This is a genomic window from Methylibium sp. Root1272 (assembly GCF_001425905.1).
GTDB lineage: Bacteria > Pseudomonadota > Gammaproteobacteria > Burkholderiales > Burkholderiaceae_C > Methylibium.
The window spans coordinates 43,831-63,567 of sequence record NZ_LMDY01000001.1 but is presented as its reverse complement, the minus strand read 5'-3'; the positions used below and the strand labels follow the sequence as shown (position 1 = coordinate 63,567).

Sequence of the window (19,737 nt, the reverse complement as noted above, 5' to 3'; positions counted from 1 at the left end):
GCATGGCGCGCCCCTCGCCTCTCAAGAGACTGATCCCGGAAGCGCCCCAGGCGCTGTGTGACATCCTCGACGCCGCCGGCGGCCCGGTCGAGCCTCCGATCCGTGCCGAGATCTTCGGTCTGCAGCGCTTTGCGCAGCACGGCCGCAGCCTGGGCGAGACGCACCGCGCGGCGAGGTCGGGCTCGCGCGCGGCCACCTTCGTCCCGCGCCTGCACAGCAACATCCAGATGCTGCGCGACGCCCACCGCTACATCGGCGAGCAGGCGGCCACGGGCTACGACATCAGCCCGGCCGCCGAATGGCTGCTCGACAACTTTCACCTGATCGAGGCGCAGCTCAAGGAGATTCGCGAGGGCCTGCCGCGCAGCTACTTCCGCACGCTGCCCGTGCTGCTCGACGAGCCGCTGGCCGGCCTGCCGCGCGTCTACGGCGTGGCCTGGGCCTTCGTGGCCCATACGGACGGGGCCTTCGACGAGGAACTGCTGGAGCAGTTTCTTGTCGCCTACCAGGAAACGCGCGAACTGAACCTGAACGAGATGTGGGCGCTGCCCACCACCTTGCGCGTGGTGCTCGTCGAGAACCTGCGCCGCCTGGCCGAGCGCGTGGCCACCAACAAGGCCGCGCGAGCCGTGGCCAACCTGTGTTGCGATCGCATCGAGACCCTTGCGCTGCACGCGCTGCAACAGGTGCTCGATCTGCTGGACCGGCGCGGGGTCGGCCGGGTCTTCCTGGCGCAGATCGCCCAGCGCCTCCAGGATCGCCGGACCACCGCGAACGCCCTCCATTCGGTCGGCGTGCACGAATGGCTGGAGCGCGCCCTCCCCGATGCCGCAGCGATGCAGATCCAGCAGGCGGCCAGCCAGGCCGCCGACAACCTGAGCGTCAGCAACGCGCTCAAGTCGCTGCGTGCCATCGGCGATGCGCACTGGCCCGACATCATTGCCCGCAGCAGCACGCTGATGCGGCTGATGCTCGCCTCGCCGGTGTTCGAGGCCGAGCACACCGACACCCGCGACCAGACCTTGCACGGCATCGAGTCGCTGGCCCGCCGTAGCGGACGCAGCGAGCTCGTCGTGGCCACTGCCCTGCTCCGCTCGATGCAGGCTCCCGAAGGCGCGGGGGGCGCCACCGTCGTGGCCAGTCACTGGCTGAACGGTCCGGGACGGTCCGCGTTGGTCGCCGCACTGGGCCTGCAGGGGCGTGCCGCTGCGGCCGCCTCCTTCCCCTGGCGTCACACGGTCCGCCGCATGGCCCTGCCGGCCTACGTGGCCGCCGTGCTGCTCGGCAGCGTCGCGCTGGTGGCCTGGATGCTGCAGTTCGGTGCGGCGGATGCCGCGCGCCTGGAGGCGCCCGTCTGGCTGGCATGGATCGGCATGGCGCTGATGACGCTGCCGGCGTCCGAGGCGGTCGTCGCGGTGATCAACCGGCTGATCAGCGAGTCGAAGCGCCCCGAGCACCTGCCGCGGCTGGCCCTCGCCGACGGCATACCGCCCGAGCACCGCGTGATGCTGGTGATTCCATCCTTGCTCACCGACGCAGCCGCCACACGCGCGCTGGTGCACCGCCTGCAACTGCACCACCTGGCCAACCCCGAGCGTCACGCACAGTACGCGCTGCTGACCGACTGGGCGGATGCCGACACGGCACGTCAGGCGACCGACGAGGCCTTGCTGGTTGGCGCCCGCGACCAGATCCGCGAACTCAACGCGCTGTACCCGCGCACCGCCGAAGAAGGCGACGAACCGCCGCGCTTTCTCCTGCTGCATCGCGAGCGCCGCTACAGCGAGTCGGAGCAGCGCTGGGTGGGCTGGGAGCGCAAGCGCGGCAAGCTGGAACTGCTGATCGCCGCCCTCCACGGTGACCCCGCGGCGAGCTTCCTGGCACTGGGCGAGGAATCGCGCATCGCGGGCGGCACGCAATACATCGTGACGCTCGACAGCGACACGGAGCTGCCGCCCGGCCGGCTGCGCGAGCTGGTGGGCGTGGCAGCCCATCCTCACAACCTGCCGAGGCTCGCTGCCGATGGCCGCAGCGTGGTGAGCGGCTACGGCATCCTGCAGCCGCGCGTCGTCACGCCGTTGCCGGCGCGTCGCGACTTCACACTGTTCCATTGGCTGTTCGCCGGCCAATGCGGCATCGACCCGTACAGCGCCGCCACCTCCGAGCTCTACCAGGACGTGTTCGGCGAAGGCACGTTCACCGGCAAGGGGCTGCTGAACGTGGGCGCCATGCATGCGGTGCTGTCCGGCCGCCTGCCCGAGAACCAGGTGCTGAGCCACGACCTGCTCGAAGGCTCGATGGCGCGCTGCGCCGCGGTGACCGACATCACCGTGATCGAGGACGCGCCCTTCCACGCCGATGTCGCGGCCTCCCGCGTGCACCGCTGGACGCGCGGCGACTGGCAGCTGCTGCCCTTCCTGCTGTCGTTCGTGCTGAGCCCGGGGCGCTATCCGCTGCGCGCGGTGAACCGCTGGAAGATGTTCGACAACCTGCGCAGATCCCTCGTGGCCCCGGCGTCGCTGGCCCTGCTGCTGCTCGCGCTGACGGGCGCCACCGTGTCGCCGTGGGCGGCGTTGACGCTGGTGCTCGCGGCGTTCTCAGCCGGGCCGCTGATGGGCGTGGCGGCGGGCTTTTCGTCACGGCGACACGATCTGGCGGTGCGCCATTTCTACCGTCAGGCCTCGACCGAGCTGGCGCGGGCCCTGTGGGGCGGCCTGTGGCACCTGACCCAGTTGCTGCAGCAGACCCTGATGGCCGTGGATGCGATCGTGCGCGCGCTCTGGCGCATGGGCATCAGCCGGCGCCACCTGCTGCAATGGACCACCGCGGCCTCGGCGCAGGCGCAGGCCAAGACCGCATTCGCTGCCGTCGCTCGCCAGCACTGGCGCACCCCGGTCGTCGCGCTGTTGCTGCTCGCGGCGCTGTGGACGTTGGAAACGCCCTTTGCGTTGCTGTCGTTGACGCTGTGCTTGCTGTGGGCCGCCTCGCCGGCGTGGAGCTGGTGGGTCAGCCGTCCGCGCCCGGCCGATCGCAGCGCCGAACTGCCGGCACCGGAGCGCGCCTACCTGGAAGGCATCGCCCGCGACACCTGGCGCCTCTTCGAGCGCTGCGTGGGCCCGGCCGACCATCACCTGCCGCCCGACAACCTGCAGACCGCGCCGCACGACATGGTGGCGCACCGCACCTCGCCCTCCAACATCGGCCTGTACCTGCTGAGCGTGGCCTGCGCTCGCCAGTTCGGCTGGATCGGCACCCAGGAACTGCTGTCGCGAATGGAGGCGACGCTCGCCACGCTGCAGGTGCTGGAGCGTCACCGCGGCCACTTCCTCAACTGGTACGACACCCAGTCGTGCGCGCTGCTGCTGCCCATGTACGTGTCCACCGTGGACAGCGGCAACCTCAGCGGCCATCTGCTCGCGGTCGCGCAGGCCTGCCGGGAACTGTCGCGCAGCCCGCACGACCCGGGCGCTTCGCGCCGCGCGCTGCTGGCCTCCCGGCAACGGCTCGCGCCCTTGCTGGCGCAGCGGTCCGGGTTGTCGGCGGCGCAGCGCGACGAGCTGAAATGGCTGCTGGTCGATCACCGCACGACGCTGCGTTCCGCAGCACTCGACGCCGAGGCCGGCACGGCCGACGCCCGGCTTCGTCTGCAAGCCTTGTCGCAGCGCTGCGATGAGCTCGCCTGGCAGGCCGACTTCGGCTTCCTGTACCACCGCAAGCGGCACCTGTTCCACATCGGCTACCGGGTCGCCGAGCAGCAGCTCGACTCGGGCCTCTACGATCTGCTGGCCTCGGAGTCGCGCCTGACCAGCCTGCTCGCCATCGCGAAGGGCGACGTGCCCGTGGCGCACTGGGCCTCGTTGGGCCGGCCCTTCTATGCGGTCGGGGCCCACGCCGGGCTGCGCTCCTGGTCCGGCTCGATGTTCGAGTACCTGATGCCCAGTCTGGTGCTCGACGAGCCGCCCGGCAGCGTCCTGCGCGACGCCTGCCATGCGGCGCTGCGCGAGCAGATGGCCTTCGCCGAGCAGCAGGACGTGCCCTGGGGCGTCTCCGAGTCGGCCCACGCAGGCAGCGACCACACGCTGGCGTACCAGTACGCGCCGCAGGGCGTGCCGCGGCTGGCGTTGCGCCGCACGCCGCCCGACGAGTTGGTGGTCGCACCCTACGCGACGGCGCTGGCCGCGCTGGTGGAGCCGCACCGTGCGGCGCTCAACTTCGCGGCGCTCGAGGCGCTGGGCGCGCGCGCCCGCTACGGCTTCATCGAAGCGCTGGATTTCTCGCCGGCCCGCCTGGCGACCGCCGAGGTGTTCACCCCGGTCAGCACGTTCATGGCTCACCACCAGGGCATGAGCATCGTGGCGCTCGCCAACGTACTGCTCGGCGGTCCGGCTCAACGCTGGGGCATGGCCAATGCGCACATCGAGGCCGTGGCCTCGATCCTGCACGAGCGGGCCCCGCGCGAGGTCTCGGTGCTCTACACGCCGCCGTCGGGCGCGCCGCCGCAGGCGCTGCGCAAGCGCGCGCCCGGCCTGCTGCGCGAGGTGCTGCCGGGCTCGACCGCCCTGGAGCCCACGCACCTGCTGTCGAACGGCCGCTACAGCGTTGCACTGCGCGCCAACGGCGCCGGCTGGAGCCGGTGGCAGCAGACCGGCATCACGCGCTGGCGCGACGATGCGCTGCGCGACGCCTTCGGCAGCTTCTTCTACCTGCGCTGGGATCGGCAGCCGCAGCCGGTGTCGATCACCCAGCATCCCGCACCCGACCCGGCGGCCCACTACAAGAGCATCTTCCACGCCGACCGCGTGTGCTTCGATGCGGCCTGGCCCGCACTCCAGGCCCACGCGACCGTCTGGGTCAGCCCGGAAGACGACGTGGAGTTCCGCCGCATCGAGCTGCGCAACCTGAGCGACCGGCCGATCGACATCGAGCTGATGTCGGCCTTCGACGTGACGCTGTGCGATGCCCGCGCCGACGAAGCCCACCCCGCGTTCAGCAACCTCTTCGTGCGCGCCGAGTGGCTCGCCGAGCAGCGGGCGCTGGTGTTCGCGCGCACCCCGCGGCTCGCGCACGATCCGGCGCCGCAGGCCGCGCACTTCCTGACGGAGATCGACGCCCAGGACCTGTCGGTGAGCTTCCAGACCGACCGGCAACGCTGGCTGGGCCGCAACCGCGACGTGAGCCGGCCGCTGGCCCGGCTCGCTCCGGCGCCGGCGGCTTCGACCGAGGGGCCCGTGCGGCTCGACACCGGTCTCGATCCGATGTGCGGCCTGGCGGTGCGGCTGCGCATCGGCCCTCACGCGAAGGCGAAGATGACCTTCGCGACGGCGATCGCCGACCACCGCCGCACGCTCGACGCAGTGATCGACAAGTACCAGCAGCACAGCCACGTGCAGCGCGCTTCACTCATGTCGGCCACGCTCACCGGCATCCGCCTCCATACGCTGGGCATCAGTGCGGAGAACTTCGCGGCCGTGCAGATGGTGACCACCGCCCTGGCACTGAGCCTCACGCGCCCGCACGCCGCGGTGACGCTGCCCGATGACGCCGCACTGGCCGCCTGCGACCGGCGGCTGCTGTGGCGCTTCGGCATCTCGGGTGACCGGCCGTTGGTCCTGGTCGCCGTCGACGTGCCGCAGGGGCTGGGCCTGCTGCGCTCGCTGGCCCAAGCGCTGCGCCTGTGGTCGTGGGGCGGCATGGCCTGTGACCTGGTGGTGGTGAATGCCGAGCCCGCTTCCTACCAGATGTCGCTGCACCGCGAGATCGCAGGGCTGCGCGAGCGCCATGCGGCGGACAGCCAGGCGGAAACGCCACCGACCGGCGGCCGGATCACCGGCTTTCATCTGCTGCGGTCCGACGAACTCTCGCGTGACGAGCTCAGCACACTGCAGACCGTGGCCCGGGTGCGCTTCCATGCCGACGGCCGCCCGCTGACGCACCATGTGCAGGCCTGGGCCGCGCTGCACGAAGCCGCTTGCGACGAGCGGCAGGCCCTGTCGACGGTCCCGGTGATCACGGCGGCGGCGGAGGATGCCGTCGCGCCGGCACCGACCGGCCGGTTCGACGCGACGTCCGGCGAGTTCCGGTTCGACGTGAACGCCCGGCTCCGTCCGCTGCGCCCGTGGATCAACGTACTCGCCAACCCGGCCTTCGGCGCCCACCTGTCGGAAGCGGGCGGCGGCTACACCTGGGCCGGCAACAGCCGGTCGATGCAGCTGACCGCGTGGTCCAACGATCCGGTCACGGACCCACCGTCGGAGTGGTTCCTGCTGCAGGATGCGAAGACGCTGGAAACCTGGAGCGCCACGCCCTCGGCCTGGGGCGACCCGCGCCAGACCTACCGCGTCTCGCACGGCCAGGGCTACAGCGTCGTCAGCCACCGACACGGCGACGTGGATGTGACGGCCACCTGGTGCGTCGACGCGCACACGGCGGTCAAGCAGGTGAGCCTGAGGCTCGTCAACCGCAGCGCCAGGCCCCTGCGGCTGCGCGTGATCGGCATCGCCGAGTGGATGATGGGCGCCCAGCGCGCGGACCGCGGCACGACGAACACGGCGCTGTACCGCCAGCGCCTGCCGGCCGGCAGCAAGCTCACCGCGCTGCTGTGCACCCAGGCCGAATCGTCGGTCGGCTTCGGTGGCGGCACGGCCTTCCTGGGCCTGGCCGGTGCCGCCGACGAACCCGAGGACTGGACCTGCGATCGGCGCGAGTGCTTCGACGCCCGTGGGCAACTGGTGCTGCCCGACCATTTCGGCCAGCGCGCCGGCACCGGGCTCGACCCCTGCGCCGCCCTGTCGACGCAGCTGACGCTGGAGGCCGGCGATGCCCTGGAGCGGGTGTTCCTGCTGGGCTATGCCGAGACGCCTGCCGCCGCGCGCCAGCTCGCCGCGCTGGCCGCCGCCCTCCCCGCCACGCAGCGGCTGGACGAGGTGCGCGCCGGCTGGGACGGCCTGCTGGGTTCCACCCACGTCGAGACCCCTGATCCCTTGTTCGACGCCCTGGTCAACCGCTGGCTCCTCTACCAGGCGGTGTCCTGTCGCTTGTGGGCGAAGGCAGGTTTCTATCAGGCCGGCGGCGCCACGGGCTTTCGCGACCAGTTGCAGGATGCGATGGCGCTGAGCTGGGCCGCACCCGGCGTGCTGCGGGCGCAGATCCTTCTGTGCGCGTCACGGCAGTTCGTGGAAGGCGACGTTCAGCACTGGTGGCACGCGCCCGGCGGGGCGGGCGTGCGAACGCATTTCTCGGACGACCTGCTGTGGTTGCCGCATGCCTGCTCCCACTACCTGCGCGCCACCGGCGACGCGGCCTTGCTCGACGAGCGCGTGCCATTTCTCCAGGGCATGGCCATTCCGGACGGCGCCGAGGATGCCTACTACGCCCCCGAGGTCAGCGAACACCAGGCGTCGGTCTACGAGCACGCCGCGCTGACGATCGACCGCAGCCTGCGCGTGGGCGTGCACGGCCTGCCGCTGATGGGCAGCGGCGACTGGAACGACGGCATGAACCGGGTCGGGCACGAGGGCCGGGGCGAATCGGTGTGGCTGGGCTGGTTCCTGTGCCGGATCGTCGCCGACTTTGCGCCGCTGGCGCGGCAGCGCGGCGACGACGAGCGGGCGCTGCGCTGGGAGCGCGCGGCGCAGGACTGGACGCAGGCCCTCCACGGGGCGGCGTGGGACGGGCGATGGTTCAAGCGCGCCTTCTTCGACGACGGGCAGCCGCTCGGATCGAGCGACAACACCGAAGCCCGCATCGACCTGATCGCGCAGGCCTGGGCGGTGCTCTCGGGCGCGGCGACGCCCGACACGCAGCACCAGGCCATGGCCGCCGCCGAGGCCCATCTGGTCGATGCCGACGCGGGGCTCATCCGTCTGCTCGACCCGCCGCTGGCGCAGTCGCGGCCGAGTGCCGGCTACATCCAGGCCTATCCGCCGGGAGTGCGCGAGAACGGCGGGCAGTACTCGCACGCCGGCATCTGGGCGTTGATGGCGCAGGCCCGGCTCGGCCCGGAGCGCGGCGACCTCGCCTACCGCTACTTCCGATATCTCAGTCCGGCACACCGCGCGATCCACCCGACGCGGGGCGCGGCCTACGGCATCGAACCCTATGTGATGGCGGCCGACGTCTACAGCCAGCCGCCCTACGTGGGACGCGGGGGCTGGAGCTGGTACACGGGGGCTGCAGCGTGGATGCACCGCGCCGCCATCGAGTCGATGTTCGGCCTGCAGCAGGAAGCACACACCTTGAGCTTTGCGCCCTGCCTGCCTTCCGACTGGGCGAAGGCGGAGCTGACGCTGCGTCGCGAGGGGCGCACGATGCGCTTCATCCTGATCAGGTCCCAGGCGCTCACGGTGCTCGAACTCACTGCCGCGGCCGGCGTGTCCGGGAAGGCCGAGCTGCTGCGCCCGGGCCAGCGGCTGGACTGGCGCGATCTCGCGCCGAGCACCTGCTTCGTCGTGCCGCTTCAGGAGAGCTGACGCGCGGCCACGTCGGCCTCGCGCAGCATGACCGGCTCGATCGAGCCCGCTGCAATCCGCCGTCTGACCGCGGCGTCGATCTCGTCGCGGTGCGCAGCGTAGGTGGCCAGCGCATCGACACCGCTCACATCGGCGCGAAAGCGGAAATGCAGCGTCTCCTTGGCAATGCTGGCGCCGACGAACTGGCCGTCTTCCGCCTGCACCCAGAAGCGAACCGCGCCGGAGGCCTCATGAAAGATCGGGTCGGGCTGCACGGCGGACTACTTCTTCTTCGGCCGCGCCGCCGGCGCCACCGCCAGCGGCAACACATCCAGCTGTGTCGGATCGACCGGCACCTGCGCCTTCTTCGGCTTCTTCGCTTCCTTGTTGCCGTGTCGGCTCTTGGTCATGGTCGGCCCTGTCTCACTGGATGGTTGGCGATATGGCGGGGTTCGATCCGACAAGGCCGGGACGAACGACGCACCGAGTGCACGGCCCGCATCTCGGCACTGTGTCGGCGCATCGACGCCGAGTCTGTGCGGCAGGCCACCCTCGCGCAGGGCTCGCTAGCTCTGGTCTGAGAATTTCACGAGCCGGACATGGCCGAGCGCGCCACGGAGATGCAAGACCGAGGGGGTCGTCTCCAACCGAGGCCACCCCGTTTCGCGGAGGTCCCGGACCCCGACGACCTGGTCCATGAAGGTGGTCGCCAGAACGTACCGGCCGCAGACCAGCGCACCGATCGCTGCCAGCAGCGACTGCGCCTCCCAGCCATCGGGCTCGCGCCCTTCGGCGGCCATGGCGTCGAGCAACTTCTCCAACGCGCGTTCCGTGAACTCTCTGATCTGCAGCGGCATTCAGGTTCCTGACTCGATCGGGAAGTCTGAGGCCGGCCTAGCGCATGCGAGGGGTGATTACCCTCGGCCGGCACCGAGCGAGGACCGGGGCCTCACGGACCGCTGTCCTACACGCAGACGCGTGGTTGATGCCGTGCGTTGCACACGACCCAAACCGATAGTGATTGTTCCTCCGGGAACCCCCACGCCACTCTGCATCAGGAACCACCATGGCCACAAAGAAGGCGAAAGCTGCACGTCCGCGGAGCCCGTCGGCTCCATCCAACTGGGGATCGATTCACTCGACCTTCTCCGGGCCGTCCACGATGGCGCCGGATCAGGCCGCCGCCGCCGCCATGCCCGACGCGAGTTCGCAGCTTCTGGCCACGCAGTCGGTGGGCGCCGAGCTCGGTACGAGCGCCGTCCCATTCAATGCCGACAAGGCCGCAGAGCATGGCCTTCGTGCGGGGCGGGAACCCCCCACCGGTGCGACGCAGGAGCCGCACGACCCTATCGACACGGCCAGCACCGTGACCGAGGGGCAGAGCTCGGGCAAGGTCGGCGACGGCACGCCGCTGCACGGCACCAACCCCGCGAACGATTCGCTGGACCGCGTACGCGTCGACTCCGGTGGCCAGACCTTGACCACGAACATGGGGATCCCCATCGCGGACAACCAGAACTCGCTCAAGGCAGGGTTGCGGGGGCCGGTCCTGCTGGAGGACTTCATCCTTCGCGAGAAGCTTACCCATTTCGATCACGAGCGGATTCCCGAGCGCATCGTGCATGCCCGCGGATCGGGCGCGCATGGCTACTTCGAGTCCTATCAGTCTCTCGAGGCCATCACGCGCGCCGCGCCTTTTGCCCAAGCCAGCAAGCGCACGCCGGTGTTCGTGCGGTTCTCGACCGTTGCCGGAGAGCGCGGCTCATGCGATCTCGCCCGCGATGTCCGCGGATTCGCCGTCAAGTTCTACACCGAAGACGGCAACTGGGACATCGTGGGCAACAACATGCCGGTGTTCTTCATCCAGGACGCGATGAAGTTCCCCGACCTGGTCCACGCCGTGAAGCCGGAGCCGAACAACGCCATGCCCCAGGCGGCAAGTGCGCACGACACGTTCTGGGACTTCGTCTCGCTGATGCCCGAGTCGACGCACATGCTGATGTGGCTGATGTCGGACCGCGCCATCCCTCGCAGCTATCGGATGATGCAAGGCTTCGGCGTGCACACCTTCCGGCTCGTCAACGATAAAGGCGAGTCGCGGTTCGTGAAGTTCCACTGGACGCCGATCGCGGGAACGCACGCGGTGCTGTGGGACGAGGCGGTCAAGATCAACGGCGCCGACTCGGACTTCCACCGCCGAGACCTGTGGGAGGCCATCGAAGGGGGCGCCTATCCGGAATGGGAGCTCGGACTGCAGGTGTTCACCGAAGAAGAGGCCGAGCGCTTCTCCTTCGATGTGCTCGACGCGACCAAGCTGGTGCCGGAAGAGCTGGTGCCGGTGCGACCCGTCGGCCGCATGGTGCTGAACCGCAATCCGGACAACTTTTTCGCCGAAACCGAGCAGGTCGCCTTCGGCACCGGCAACATGATTCCGGGCATCGACACGAGCAACGATCCGCTGCTGCAAGGCCGCCATCACTCCTACCTCGACACGCAACTGAGCCGGCTCGGCGGGCCTAACTTCCATGAGTTGCCCATCAACGCCTCGCTCGCCCAGGTGCACAACAACCAGCGCGACGGCATGCACCGCCAGGCGATTCCGCGCGGCAAGGTGGCCTACGAGCCCAACTCGCTGGCGGGGGGTTGCCCCTTCCAGGCAGGACTCCGTGGCTTCGTGCCGTTTCCGGCACCGGTCTTCGAGGACAAGGTGAGAGGCAAGCCGGAGAAATTTGCCGACCACTACACGCAGGCCACGCTGTTCTGGAACAGCCAGTCGGCGGTGGAAAAGAATCACATCGTGGGCGCCTACCGGTTCGAGCTGACGAAGGTTCGCGTCAACGGCATTCGGCGACGCGTGATCTCCATGCTGGCGAACGTCGATGCCGAACTGGCGGCGCGCGTGGCCGACGGGCTGGGCATCGCGGTGCCGCCGGCCCAACCACGCGCGCTGGACAAGCCGCCCGCGCCCGAGGTGACGCAGTCGAAAGCGCTCTCGATGTTTGCGCGACCGGGTGAGGCCGGCGTCAAGACCCGGCGCGTGGCCTTGCTGGTCGCTGCCGATGTCGACCTGCAGGCGCTGGTCGATCTGCATGCGCAGCTCGTTGCAGCCGGCGCCCTGCCGCGATACGTGGGACCCAAGCTCGGCAGGATCGAGGGGGCATCCGGCTCGAGCGTGGATGTGGAAGTGAGCTTCGAGACCGCGCCGTCGGTGCTCTGGGATGCCGTGGTGGTGCCGGGCCACGACGACGTTCTGGCGACGCTGGGGCATGCGAAGGATTTCCTGAAGGACCAGTTCCGACATTGCAAGCCCATCTTCCTGATGGGCGACCCGAGCGCCCTGGCCGATGCCATCGAGCTACCGGCCACGCTGCCCGACGGCAGCGACGACCCGGGCATTGCGGTGGATGCCAAGGCCTTCATGGCGGCACTGGCATCGCACCGCGCCTTCGAGCGCGAAGTCGACCCGCCGCTCGTCTGAATGCATGTCTTTTGACATGTCTGTCGCGGCGTCGGCTCGTCGATGTGGAACGGGGCGTAGGACGCCCACTCGTCGATCGGTAGGAAGAGCTTGCGTTCGCGCTGGGCGCGGTTGCAATGAGCCCGGTGGCGCCTAGTCTCACCCACTCCCCCCACGCACGACAGTGCACTACCCAAGGACGCCAGCATGACTTCAGCCAGCACCCACACTTCGACGGCCACTCGCGCCGCACGCAAGTCCGACGCCGCGCCCGACGCGATCGCCTTGCTCACCGAAGACCACAAGGAAGTGAAGAAACTGTTCAAGGAATACGACAAGCTGGCCAAGGCCAGCGCTCCCGCGACGCAACGCGAACAGCTCGCGGCGAAGATCTGCCAGATGCTCACCGTTCACGCGCAGATCGAGGAAGAGATCTTCTACCCGGCCGCCCGCGAGGCTCTGGACGACGAGGATCTGATCGATGAAGCCGCGGTCGAGCACGCCAGTTGCAAGGAGCTGATCGCGCAGATCGAGGCGATGTCTGCCGACGCCCAGCTCTTCGACGCCAAGGTGAAGGTGCTGGGCGAGTACATCGACCACCATGCGACGGAGGAAGAGAAGGAGCTGTTCCCGAAGACGCGACGCCGCATCGACATCAAGGAGATCGGCGCGCAGCTCCAGCAGCGCAAGGACGATCTCATGGCCGCCAGCTGAGGCGGCGAGTGCGGGTTTGAACCTAGCAAGGTATGACAGGAGACGCGCCGATCCGAGAAGCAGACACTGGCGGCTCCCGATGCGCGCGTCTTGGCGGTCCCGCCCGGAACTCGACGCGTCGGAGACTGGGAGGGCCGCGTGGATGCCTCGCTTGTTCCGTCTGCCGGCGAGCCCGGCGCCTGCCGCTGCGATCGGCGCGAGTTCGTCAGACATTGCACGGCAACATGTCTGTGCGCATCCACCTTCCACAGCATCGCCCAGCCCCTGGACGGCGACTTGAGACAGGCGAGGCACGAATTCGACGCCTTGGCGGTTGCGGCACACGCGCTGGATTTCGACCGGCGCATCGCCTTCGTCAATGTCGAGATCAATCAACGGATCGAGTACGCGGCAGATCCGGAGTCGGCGCCCGGCGCCGACGTGTGGTCGACTCCCTGCGAAACCCTGGCCCGCGGCACGGGTGACTGCGAAGACTTCGCGATCACCAAGTTCTTCCTGCTCCTGGCGAGCGGCAGCCCCAGGCATGGCGTTCGGCTGCTGTATGCGCGCCAACGTCGGCTGGACCTCCTTGCGGCGACGGTGCCGCATCTCGTGGTGCTTGCCGGGTGGCCGCTCGTCGATCCGCTGGTGATGGACTGCATCACCCCGCTGCTCTTGGCGCTGTCACGCCGCGATGACCTCCAACCGGTCTTCAGCTTCGACCAATCGGCCGTCTGGCAGCGGGTCGATGCGGCGCCGATCTCGCCAGGCCGGAGCGGGATCCGACCGTGGCGCACGACGCTGGCGCGCACCAGGCAGCAGTTGCATTGACGCCGGTCCCGTGGGCCGTCATAGCGTCACCTCATCGTCCGCGCCGCGTATCTCGACGCACAGCGTTGGCGTCGGCACCGTCTGCCGCGAGCAGATGGCGCTGATGCTCAAACGATTCGCATGAAGGCGAGGCATCAGCCGCGAGACGAGACCGGCCGAATCATCCGTTGGGGCAAGCTGGAACACCAAGTACAGCACGGCCGCCGGGGCCATCAGGGACCGAACGATGCCCAACTCGGGGCCCGCTCCCATCCAAAGCGGGTCGACGTTCACGGCAATGACCTTGTCGAAGCTGGCAGCCGCCAGCGGCGCGTTCGCGAGGTCGACGGCATGAAACACCATACGTCCCGTCGCGATGTCTGCCTGGTTGCTGCGAACGGCGGCCGCTATGGCTTGGGCAGAGGGATCGATGCCGGTGTACGAGCCTTCTCTGAGCCTGGGCATGATCATCGAAGCCAGCTTGCCTGGCCCGCAGCCGATCTCCAGTACGCGGTCCCGGCGCTGAACGTACACGTACCGCTGCACCCATGTCAGGCAGTCTTCGGTTCTTCGCGGCATTGGATCGGTCCGGCCTCAGGGCAATCTCGATCCTCCCATCTGGATGCATCGGAAACGAGCCGTCCATGGCATTTCGAACCTGATGACGCGGCAAGGCGACGAACCCGAACCTCCTTAATGCAGCGCTAATTTTCTGGATGCACTGTCGGGTGAAGAACACCTGAAAGTCGCCGCATGCTGCATCAACCGACCGGCTCGCCACGAATGCTGACTCGCTACGGAGCACTTCTCTTCGTCGTGGGGGTGTTGTGGCGCTACGGCGCCGGAAACGATATCGGGACGGTGGTCGCGTTGATCGGTGCGATCGTCTGTCGCAGCCACGCCGCCGTGAGTTTGCAGCCAAGGCAGATGCGATGAAAACCGAGCCGCGGGGTCGCGCTCCTGCCACCGACCGTCGTGCAGCGCCTCCTCATACGGTGCATGGCCCGGGCGATCGTTCTGCCCGACGCAAGATGATCGACCTGGTGGCCTCGGTTGCAGTGGCCCTGGTGGGCGTGTACTTGATCTTGGATTAGGCGAAAGGCCTGCGCCCTCGATTTCTCGAAGCGCCGAACTCAACGACGAAGCCCTTGCCGCGCTGCTTGGCCGGAAGTCAGCCACCTTCCTTTCCGGCGAGCACGCCTGGAACGACCCGCGCACCGGCTTCGCATGGGAAACCGACGCCAATCAAGGCCGTTTCGAGCCCAAAAGAAGAAGCCCGTCCCAGTGGTCTTTCACTGGCACGGGCCGTTCAATTTGGTGGAGCCGGGGGAATCGAACCCCCGATCGCTCTCGTGTCAATGTGTACTGAGCCAAGCACGTGCGACTGACGTGCGAACGCACGACCACAGAAAAGTACACGAAGGACGCGACTTGTCAATTCCGCAGTCAAATTTCACTATTACAACGAGGTTACGCAACTAGCAACCAAATGATTCACTGGAGATCCTTTGGAAAAATAATCCAGGACGTATTTACGTTCAGCCAATTTTAGCGTTCGAGTACCCATTGCAGATGCCCACGACAACCAATGCGACGCACCCGTTTTCAAATACTCATCCCTTATTTCCTTCAAGCCGTACCATTGATCAGGCATTTCCAAAATCTTTGCCCTTGCTATCGGGTAATCGCACGATCGACCATACAATGCCAATACCGCATTTGAATAGTCTTTTGTACCCTTTAAATGATCCTCGCATATAACAGCCAACCAGAATATCTGATATTCAATTAAGTTTGCAGCACCAGAGGCAAGCTTGTACACCTCAGTGGACAAATCCTCTTTATTTTTAATTGCGCCACTGAACCAACTAAGATGTTTCACAACACCAGGAAACTTACTAACAAGCTGACCAAATACTCCAACTATTGAATCAGCATGATCCTTCAGAAGCGACAAAATTCTCTCGACGTCCGCTTCCTCAGCCTTATCATTTGTCAGCAAAGTCAACAACTTATCCGCCTGATCATCGCTTAAACCCAAACCATTCTGCGCGTTATCTACATCAACAGTTGAAGGCAAGGCCGGAATTTCATCCCCTCCAATCAAAGCTATTATTTCAGCTTGAATTTCAGTTATTTCGCCATTAACCCCAGCACTTCCAGCCCCAACATCTGTTTTGCTAGGATTTATATTGAGCCCCTTCGCCCCAAGAAGCTCTTGGATCCGAAGAAAATCAGTTCGGATTATTGATTCGTTATTATCAAACAAAAAGAAATCATCCATGAACCGACACACTTGGCTAGATTTAATCTGCTTTGAAAGATCAATGAACTTCAGAAACTCACTGCCGATCATCTTTGCCGGGTAAATGCCGTGCGGCAAAAAATCGATTGATCTTCCAGCATTAATCTCTCTAAAAAACCGACCAAAATTAACAATATCTGTGGAGGAGGAATTTTTAAGGGACGCAAACCAATTAACGAGATCATGGTGATAGATTGAATTAAAGTACGAGGCGATATCGAATTTTAGGGAATTCGCATACAACATATAGTAGGATTCAATGTCGTCGCAAAAATCCTTATATGCATGCCGAACAAGAATCGGCTCACCTGCATCAAATCGATACCCATAACACTTCCGTGCATCACTGACAGGCTTTCTGAAAGATGCTCTATTTCTGTATATTATGTCGTACAAGAAATATGACGCAATAGGATCCAAACAAACTGTACGGCGGAGATGATTTCGAGGCTTTGGCGCGTATACACGCTGCTGCGGCAGAAAGCAATTCCCTGCATGTTCAGGCTTATCCGAGAGAATTTTATTATTTATATATTCAGCAATTTCTTTGCCGTGCTTTGACACCATCAATAAATTGGTCTGAAGCGGGTAAAGGGTCGATGGAAAATCACCAATGAAGAATTTTTCTGTGCTCATGCTGTGATCCCGCGTAAGCGACTCAAATAAAACAGTTGCTCCGAATGTAATGGTATTTCTCTGTCGATTACTGGAGTGCTTGCGGGTTGTCCACGGCGTCGGACGGGCGTCGCTCGCGACGAACGCACGACCGACGCGGTGGGCAACCCACGCTCGGTTGTCGAAGGGTTGATGAAATTCCCTCCCCTGCTATCCTCGCCGGATGGCCACCAAGCACAAAGCGTGGAAGACCCCGCTCGCCACACCCGCCCAAGCGCACGAGCGCTATGCATTCATTGATAACGTTGTGCGGTCGTTGCCGTCCGGTCAGTACGGGATTGATGAGGTCGAGTCGGCGCTTGGCATGTACTTGCTCGCCCATCACCTCGGCTGGAAGGTGCTCTACCTGGTACACAGCAAGAAGACGATCCGCAAGTACGAAGAGATCCTCGGCATCAAGCTCTCCGAGGTCTTCGATGAGTTCGGCCCGGATGCTGAACGCACCAACGCCTACAAGATCATCAAGGCCGTCTCGAACTTCTGGAAGCTCGTCTCCGGTGACGAGAAGTCCCCGCTGGAGCTCGACAAGCGTCAGATCTAGATAGAGGCACCTGAAGTGCCTTGACAGGATAATTATGTTCCCTCTACGATTGAGGGAACATGAATCACCTCTCATCTTCGGTTTTCGGCCGTGGGCCTCGGCACGAGGCTGCTGCGCCGGCAGGCGCAGCGGATCGGGCCGCAGGCCCTGGGCTTGTCACTCTTAAAACAAGTGACACGCCGCACCCCGACGACTCAGTCGAGATCGATCAGGTCCAGGCTCGTCTGAAACGTCTTCGACGTTCAGTCACCACAGCGGCCCGCCTCTTCGCTTTCGGCCTCGGCACGCGGCAGTTCAAGCCCGCGATGCTCACCCTCACCTACCGGGACGTTGACGGTTTCCGGCCAGGCCATATCTCCGCCCTGCTCAAGCACATCCGCCAATGGATGAAGCGCAAGGGCCACCGCATGCGCTACGTGTGGGTGGCCGAGCTGCAACGGCGCGGAGCCCTCCACTACCACGTGCTCCTCTGGCTGCCGCGTGGTCTCACCCTTCCCAAACCAGACAAGCAAGGTTGGTGGCCGCATGGACACACCCGTATCGAGTGGGCGCGCAACGCCGTCGGATACCTCTGCAAGTACGTCAGCAAGTTCGACGGTCAGGCGTCTCTTCCCAAGGGATGCAGACTCCACGGCTCTGGAGGACACGACGACTTTGCCAAGCCGATTCGACGCTGGTTCAACCTGCCCACATGGCTCAAGTCTCTTGCCGGAGTTGAAAGTAGCTTTGTGCGTGTCAAAGGTGTTGGCCTGGTTGAACGGGGAACGGGGGTTTGCGTGCCGTCGCCCTGGCGGGTGTCCCTCGTTGGAGCCCGCGTTATCGCAACTCGGCTATTCACACACCCACAGGCACTTCGGGACATCGCAGGCCCCTACAGCCTCCTCGGCGGATTCGCGGTGTGAACAACCATGAGCGCCTACCTCTCCCCCCTGCACTGGATCCGGCTCGCCAAGTACTGTGAGCTGAGCGGCGACACGGCCGATGCCGTACACGCACGCCGCCGCAAGCGCCAGTGGACCGACGGCCAGCATTGCCGACTCGGCCCCGACGGCAATCTCTGGGTCAACCTTGAAGAGGTGAACAAATGGGTGGAAGGCCAAGACCCGCGCGCGAGCTCGTCTATCCGCGCGGCGTAAGCATCAGAAAGTTCAAGACCGAAGAGCGCATCCAGATCGCGTTCAGCTTCCGCCGCACCGAGTGCCGCGAGCTGCTGCCGCCTGGTTCGATCACTCAAACCGCCCTGCACTACGCGGGCGGTCTACGTGCCGAAATCCTTCGCAAGATCGCAGAGGGCACGTTTCACTATCCAGACTACTTCCCGCACAGCGAGCGGGCCAAGCAGCTCGAGGGCGGCCGGCGCGTTGCCATGCGCACCCTGCTCGACAAGCAACTCGACCTCTACGAGCGCCAGCATGCGAACTGAGCGCTCAGCCCCAGCACGCTCGACGGCTACCGCAAGGCCATCAACAGCCAGCGCATGAAGTTCTGGGACGAGCTGCCGCTCGGCCAGGTCACACCCAGCAAGCTCCGCGACTGGATCAGCGCCCTGGGCGTCACACCCAAGCGAGCCCGCAACCTGCTCACACCGCTGCGCAGCGTCTTCGAGGACGCGCTGAACGACGAGCTGATCGACTACAACCCCTTCGACCGCATCGCGCTCGGCAAGCTGCTGCGCCAGACCACGAAGGCCAGCGACTACGAGGTCGACCCCTTCGCCTCCAAGGAACGAGCGACCTTGTTGGAACACGCCCGCGCCGACGAGCGGCCCATGCTGCAGTTCTGGTTCAACACTGGCCTTCGACCTGGCGAACTCATGGCCTTGCGGTGGGCAAAGATAGATTGGGTCGGCCGCAAAGCCCGGATCGACCGCAACCTGGTCGCCAAGACCGAGAAGGGCCCGAAGACGGCCGCAGGTATCCGGGACGTGGAACTCAACGACGAAGCCATTGCCGCGCTGATCGCCCAGAAGTCAGCCACCTTCCTGGCCGGCGAGCACGTCTGGAACAACCCGCGCACCAGCGCCGCATGGGAAACCGACGCCCAGATCCGCAAGACCCTCTGGGAGCCGCTGTGCACACGGTCAGGCGTCCGGTACCGCAACCCCTACCAAGTGCGCCACACCTTCGCCAGCGCCCTCCTCACGGCCGGCGCAAACCCTTGGTACGTCGCCCAGCAACTCGGGCACGTGGACGTGCAGCTCGTGTTCAGGGTCTACGGCAAGTTCATCAGCCAGGACTACCAGCGACCACAGGCCGCAAGGCTGCGAATCGCCATCGAAGGGCAGGTCTGAGCGCCAGGCTCACGTGCGAATCTGCGTGCGACTCACGTGCGAATCGGACGCCAATCAAGGCTGTTTTGAGCCCAAAAGAAGAAGCCCGTCCCAGTGGTCTTTCACTGGCACGGGCCGTTCAATTTGGTGGAGCCGGGGGGAATCGAACCCCCGTCCGCAAGCCATCCTCGGGTAGATCTACATGCTTAGCTGTCTGATTTGGGTCTCACGTTGCCGTCGCGCAGAAGCACGCTACGGACAACGCCAGTCACTGAGTCTCGTTGAACGCCGAGTGACCCGACGAGCAACCAGCCGATGTGCATGACGTCTCAGCCTTCCACCTTGCGGCTTGGGCCCGGCCCATCGGCCTGCCGTTGAGACGCTCACCGGTGTTTAAGCGGCGAGGGCGAAACGTTCGTCGTTCGCAGTTGGTTTGTTTCAGCTGGATTTACGAGCTCACTGATGCTCGGCATGCACCACTCCAATTCCGCACCCACGTCGAAACCAGGTCGGCCCCTGTGTGTGCATTGTAGGTGGTGG

At 65.6% G+C, this 19,737-nt stretch carries 15 protein-coding genes and 1 other RNA gene; 10 read left to right on the top strand and 6 right to left on the bottom strand.

Annotation, left to right across the window (positions count from 1 at the left end; translation table 11 throughout):
• Nucleotides 1-2: 2 nt before the first annotated feature.
• Complete coding sequence (locus ASC67_RS00240) at nucleotides 3-8,468, top strand: GH36-type glycosyl hydrolase domain-containing protein (protein ID WP_056314324.1); 8,466 nt, start codon at nucleotides 3-5, stop codon at nucleotides 8,466-8,468.
• On the opposite strand, the gene ASC67_RS00235 is transcribed toward ASC67_RS00240, so the two are convergent.
• From ASC67_RS00235 to ASC67_RS00230, 3 genes are all read right to left on the bottom strand, one after another.
• Nucleotides 8,456-8,722 (bottom strand): DUF1488 family protein, encoded by a 267-nt coding sequence (locus ASC67_RS00235; protein WP_056314323.1) that lies wholly within the window; start codon nucleotides 8,720-8,722, stop codon nucleotides 8,456-8,458. The genes ASC67_RS00240 and ASC67_RS00235 overlap by 13 nt on opposite strands.
• Nucleotides 8,723-8,728: 6 nt before the next feature.
• A complete protein-coding gene (locus ASC67_RS21095; RefSeq protein WP_255353653.1) occupies nucleotides 8,729-8,857 on the bottom strand; it encodes a hypothetical protein in 129 nt (42 codons plus the stop codon).
• Between the two features lie 156 nt (nucleotides 8,858-9,013).
• Nucleotides 9,014-9,304 (bottom strand): hypothetical protein, encoded by a 291-nt coding sequence (locus tag ASC67_RS00230; RefSeq protein ID WP_056314322.1) that lies wholly within the window; start codon nucleotides 9,302-9,304, stop codon nucleotides 9,014-9,016.
• Between the two features lie 209 nt (nucleotides 9,305-9,513).
• Here ASC67_RS00230 and ASC67_RS00225 point away from each other — a divergent pair, with 209 nt between their 5' ends.
• From ASC67_RS00225 to ASC67_RS00215, 3 genes are all read left to right on the top strand, one after another.
• Nucleotides 9,514-11,925 (top strand): catalase, encoded by a 2,412-nt coding sequence (locus ASC67_RS00225; protein WP_056314321.1) that lies wholly within the window; start codon nucleotides 9,514-9,516, stop codon nucleotides 11,923-11,925.
• A 186-nt stretch (nucleotides 11,926-12,111) separates the two neighbouring features.
• A complete protein-coding gene (locus ASC67_RS00220) occupies nucleotides 12,112-12,618 on the top strand; it encodes a hemerythrin domain-containing protein (protein WP_056314320.1) in 507 nt (168 codons plus the stop codon).
• 138 nt (nucleotides 12,619-12,756) lie between these two features.
• Nucleotides 12,757-13,428: a transglutaminase-like cysteine peptidase gene (locus ASC67_RS00215; RefSeq protein WP_162245595.1), complete on the top strand. Its 672-nt coding sequence runs from the start codon at nucleotides 12,757-12,759 to the stop codon at nucleotides 13,426-13,428.
• 18 nt (nucleotides 13,429-13,446) lie between these two features.
• Here the strand turns inward: ASC67_RS00215 and ASC67_RS00210 are convergent, their stop codons facing one another.
• Nucleotides 13,447-13,986: a class I SAM-dependent methyltransferase gene (locus ASC67_RS00210; protein ID WP_056314318.1), complete on the bottom strand. Its 540-nt coding sequence runs from the start codon at nucleotides 13,984-13,986 to the stop codon at nucleotides 13,447-13,449.
• Nucleotides 13,987-14,160: 174 nt separating this feature from the next.
• Here ASC67_RS00210 and ASC67_RS20420 point away from each other — a divergent pair, with 174 nt between their 5' ends.
• The gene (locus ASC67_RS20420) at nucleotides 14,161-14,343 is read left to right on the top strand and encodes a hypothetical protein (RefSeq protein WP_156466606.1); all 183 of its coding nucleotides are present in this window, start codon (nucleotides 14,161-14,163) and stop codon (nucleotides 14,341-14,343) included.
• Nucleotides 14,344-14,866: 523 nt separating this feature from the next.
• On the opposite strand, the gene drt5 is transcribed toward ASC67_RS20420, so the two are convergent.
• On the bottom strand, nucleotides 14,867-16,348 hold the full coding sequence (gene drt5, locus ASC67_RS20415; protein WP_156466605.1) for an antiviral reverse transcriptase Drt5: 1,482 nt from the start codon (nucleotides 16,346-16,348) through the stop codon (nucleotides 14,867-14,869).
• A gap of 202 nt (nucleotides 16,349-16,550) precedes the next feature.
• Here drt5 and ASC67_RS20410 point away from each other — a divergent pair, with 202 nt between their 5' ends.
• The 5 genes from ASC67_RS20410 (at nucleotide 16,551) to ASC67_RS00200 (ending at nucleotide 19,218) form a co-directional block, all read left to right on the top strand.
• Complete coding sequence (locus tag ASC67_RS20410; protein WP_156466604.1) at nucleotides 16,551-16,928, top strand: hypothetical protein; 378 nt, start codon at nucleotides 16,551-16,553, stop codon at nucleotides 16,926-16,928.
• Nucleotides 16,929-17,233: 305 nt separating this feature from the next.
• Nucleotides 17,234-17,830 carry a hypothetical protein gene (locus ASC67_RS20405; protein ID WP_156466603.1) on the top strand — a complete coding sequence of 199 codons (597 nt, stop codon included), beginning with the start codon at nucleotides 17,234-17,236 and terminating at the stop codon, nucleotides 17,828-17,830.
• A 6-nt stretch (nucleotides 17,831-17,836) separates the two neighbouring features.
• Nucleotides 17,837-18,064 carry an excisionase gene (locus ASC67_RS20085; protein WP_235566177.1) on the top strand — a complete coding sequence of 76 codons (228 nt, stop codon included), beginning with the start codon at nucleotides 17,837-17,839 and terminating at the stop codon, nucleotides 18,062-18,064.
• Nucleotides 18,013-18,351 (top strand): Arm DNA-binding domain-containing protein, encoded by a 339-nt coding sequence (locus tag ASC67_RS20910; protein ID WP_235566176.1) that lies wholly within the window; start codon nucleotides 18,013-18,015, stop codon nucleotides 18,349-18,351. The genes ASC67_RS20085 and ASC67_RS20910 overlap by 52 nt, the downstream gene beginning before the upstream one ends.
• Before the next feature lie 54 nt (nucleotides 18,352-18,405).
• Nucleotides 18,406-19,218, top strand: coding sequence for a site-specific integrase (locus ASC67_RS00200; protein ID WP_235566175.1), 813 nt, complete (start codon nucleotides 18,406-18,408; stop codon nucleotides 19,216-19,218).
• Nucleotides 19,219-19,342: 124 nt separating this feature from the next.
• On the opposite strand, the gene ssrA is transcribed toward ASC67_RS00200, so the two are convergent.
• Nucleotides 19,343-19,714, bottom strand: a transfer-messenger RNA (tmRNA) gene (gene ssrA, locus ASC67_RS20080).
• Between the last annotated feature and the right edge of the window lie 23 nt (nucleotides 19,715-19,737).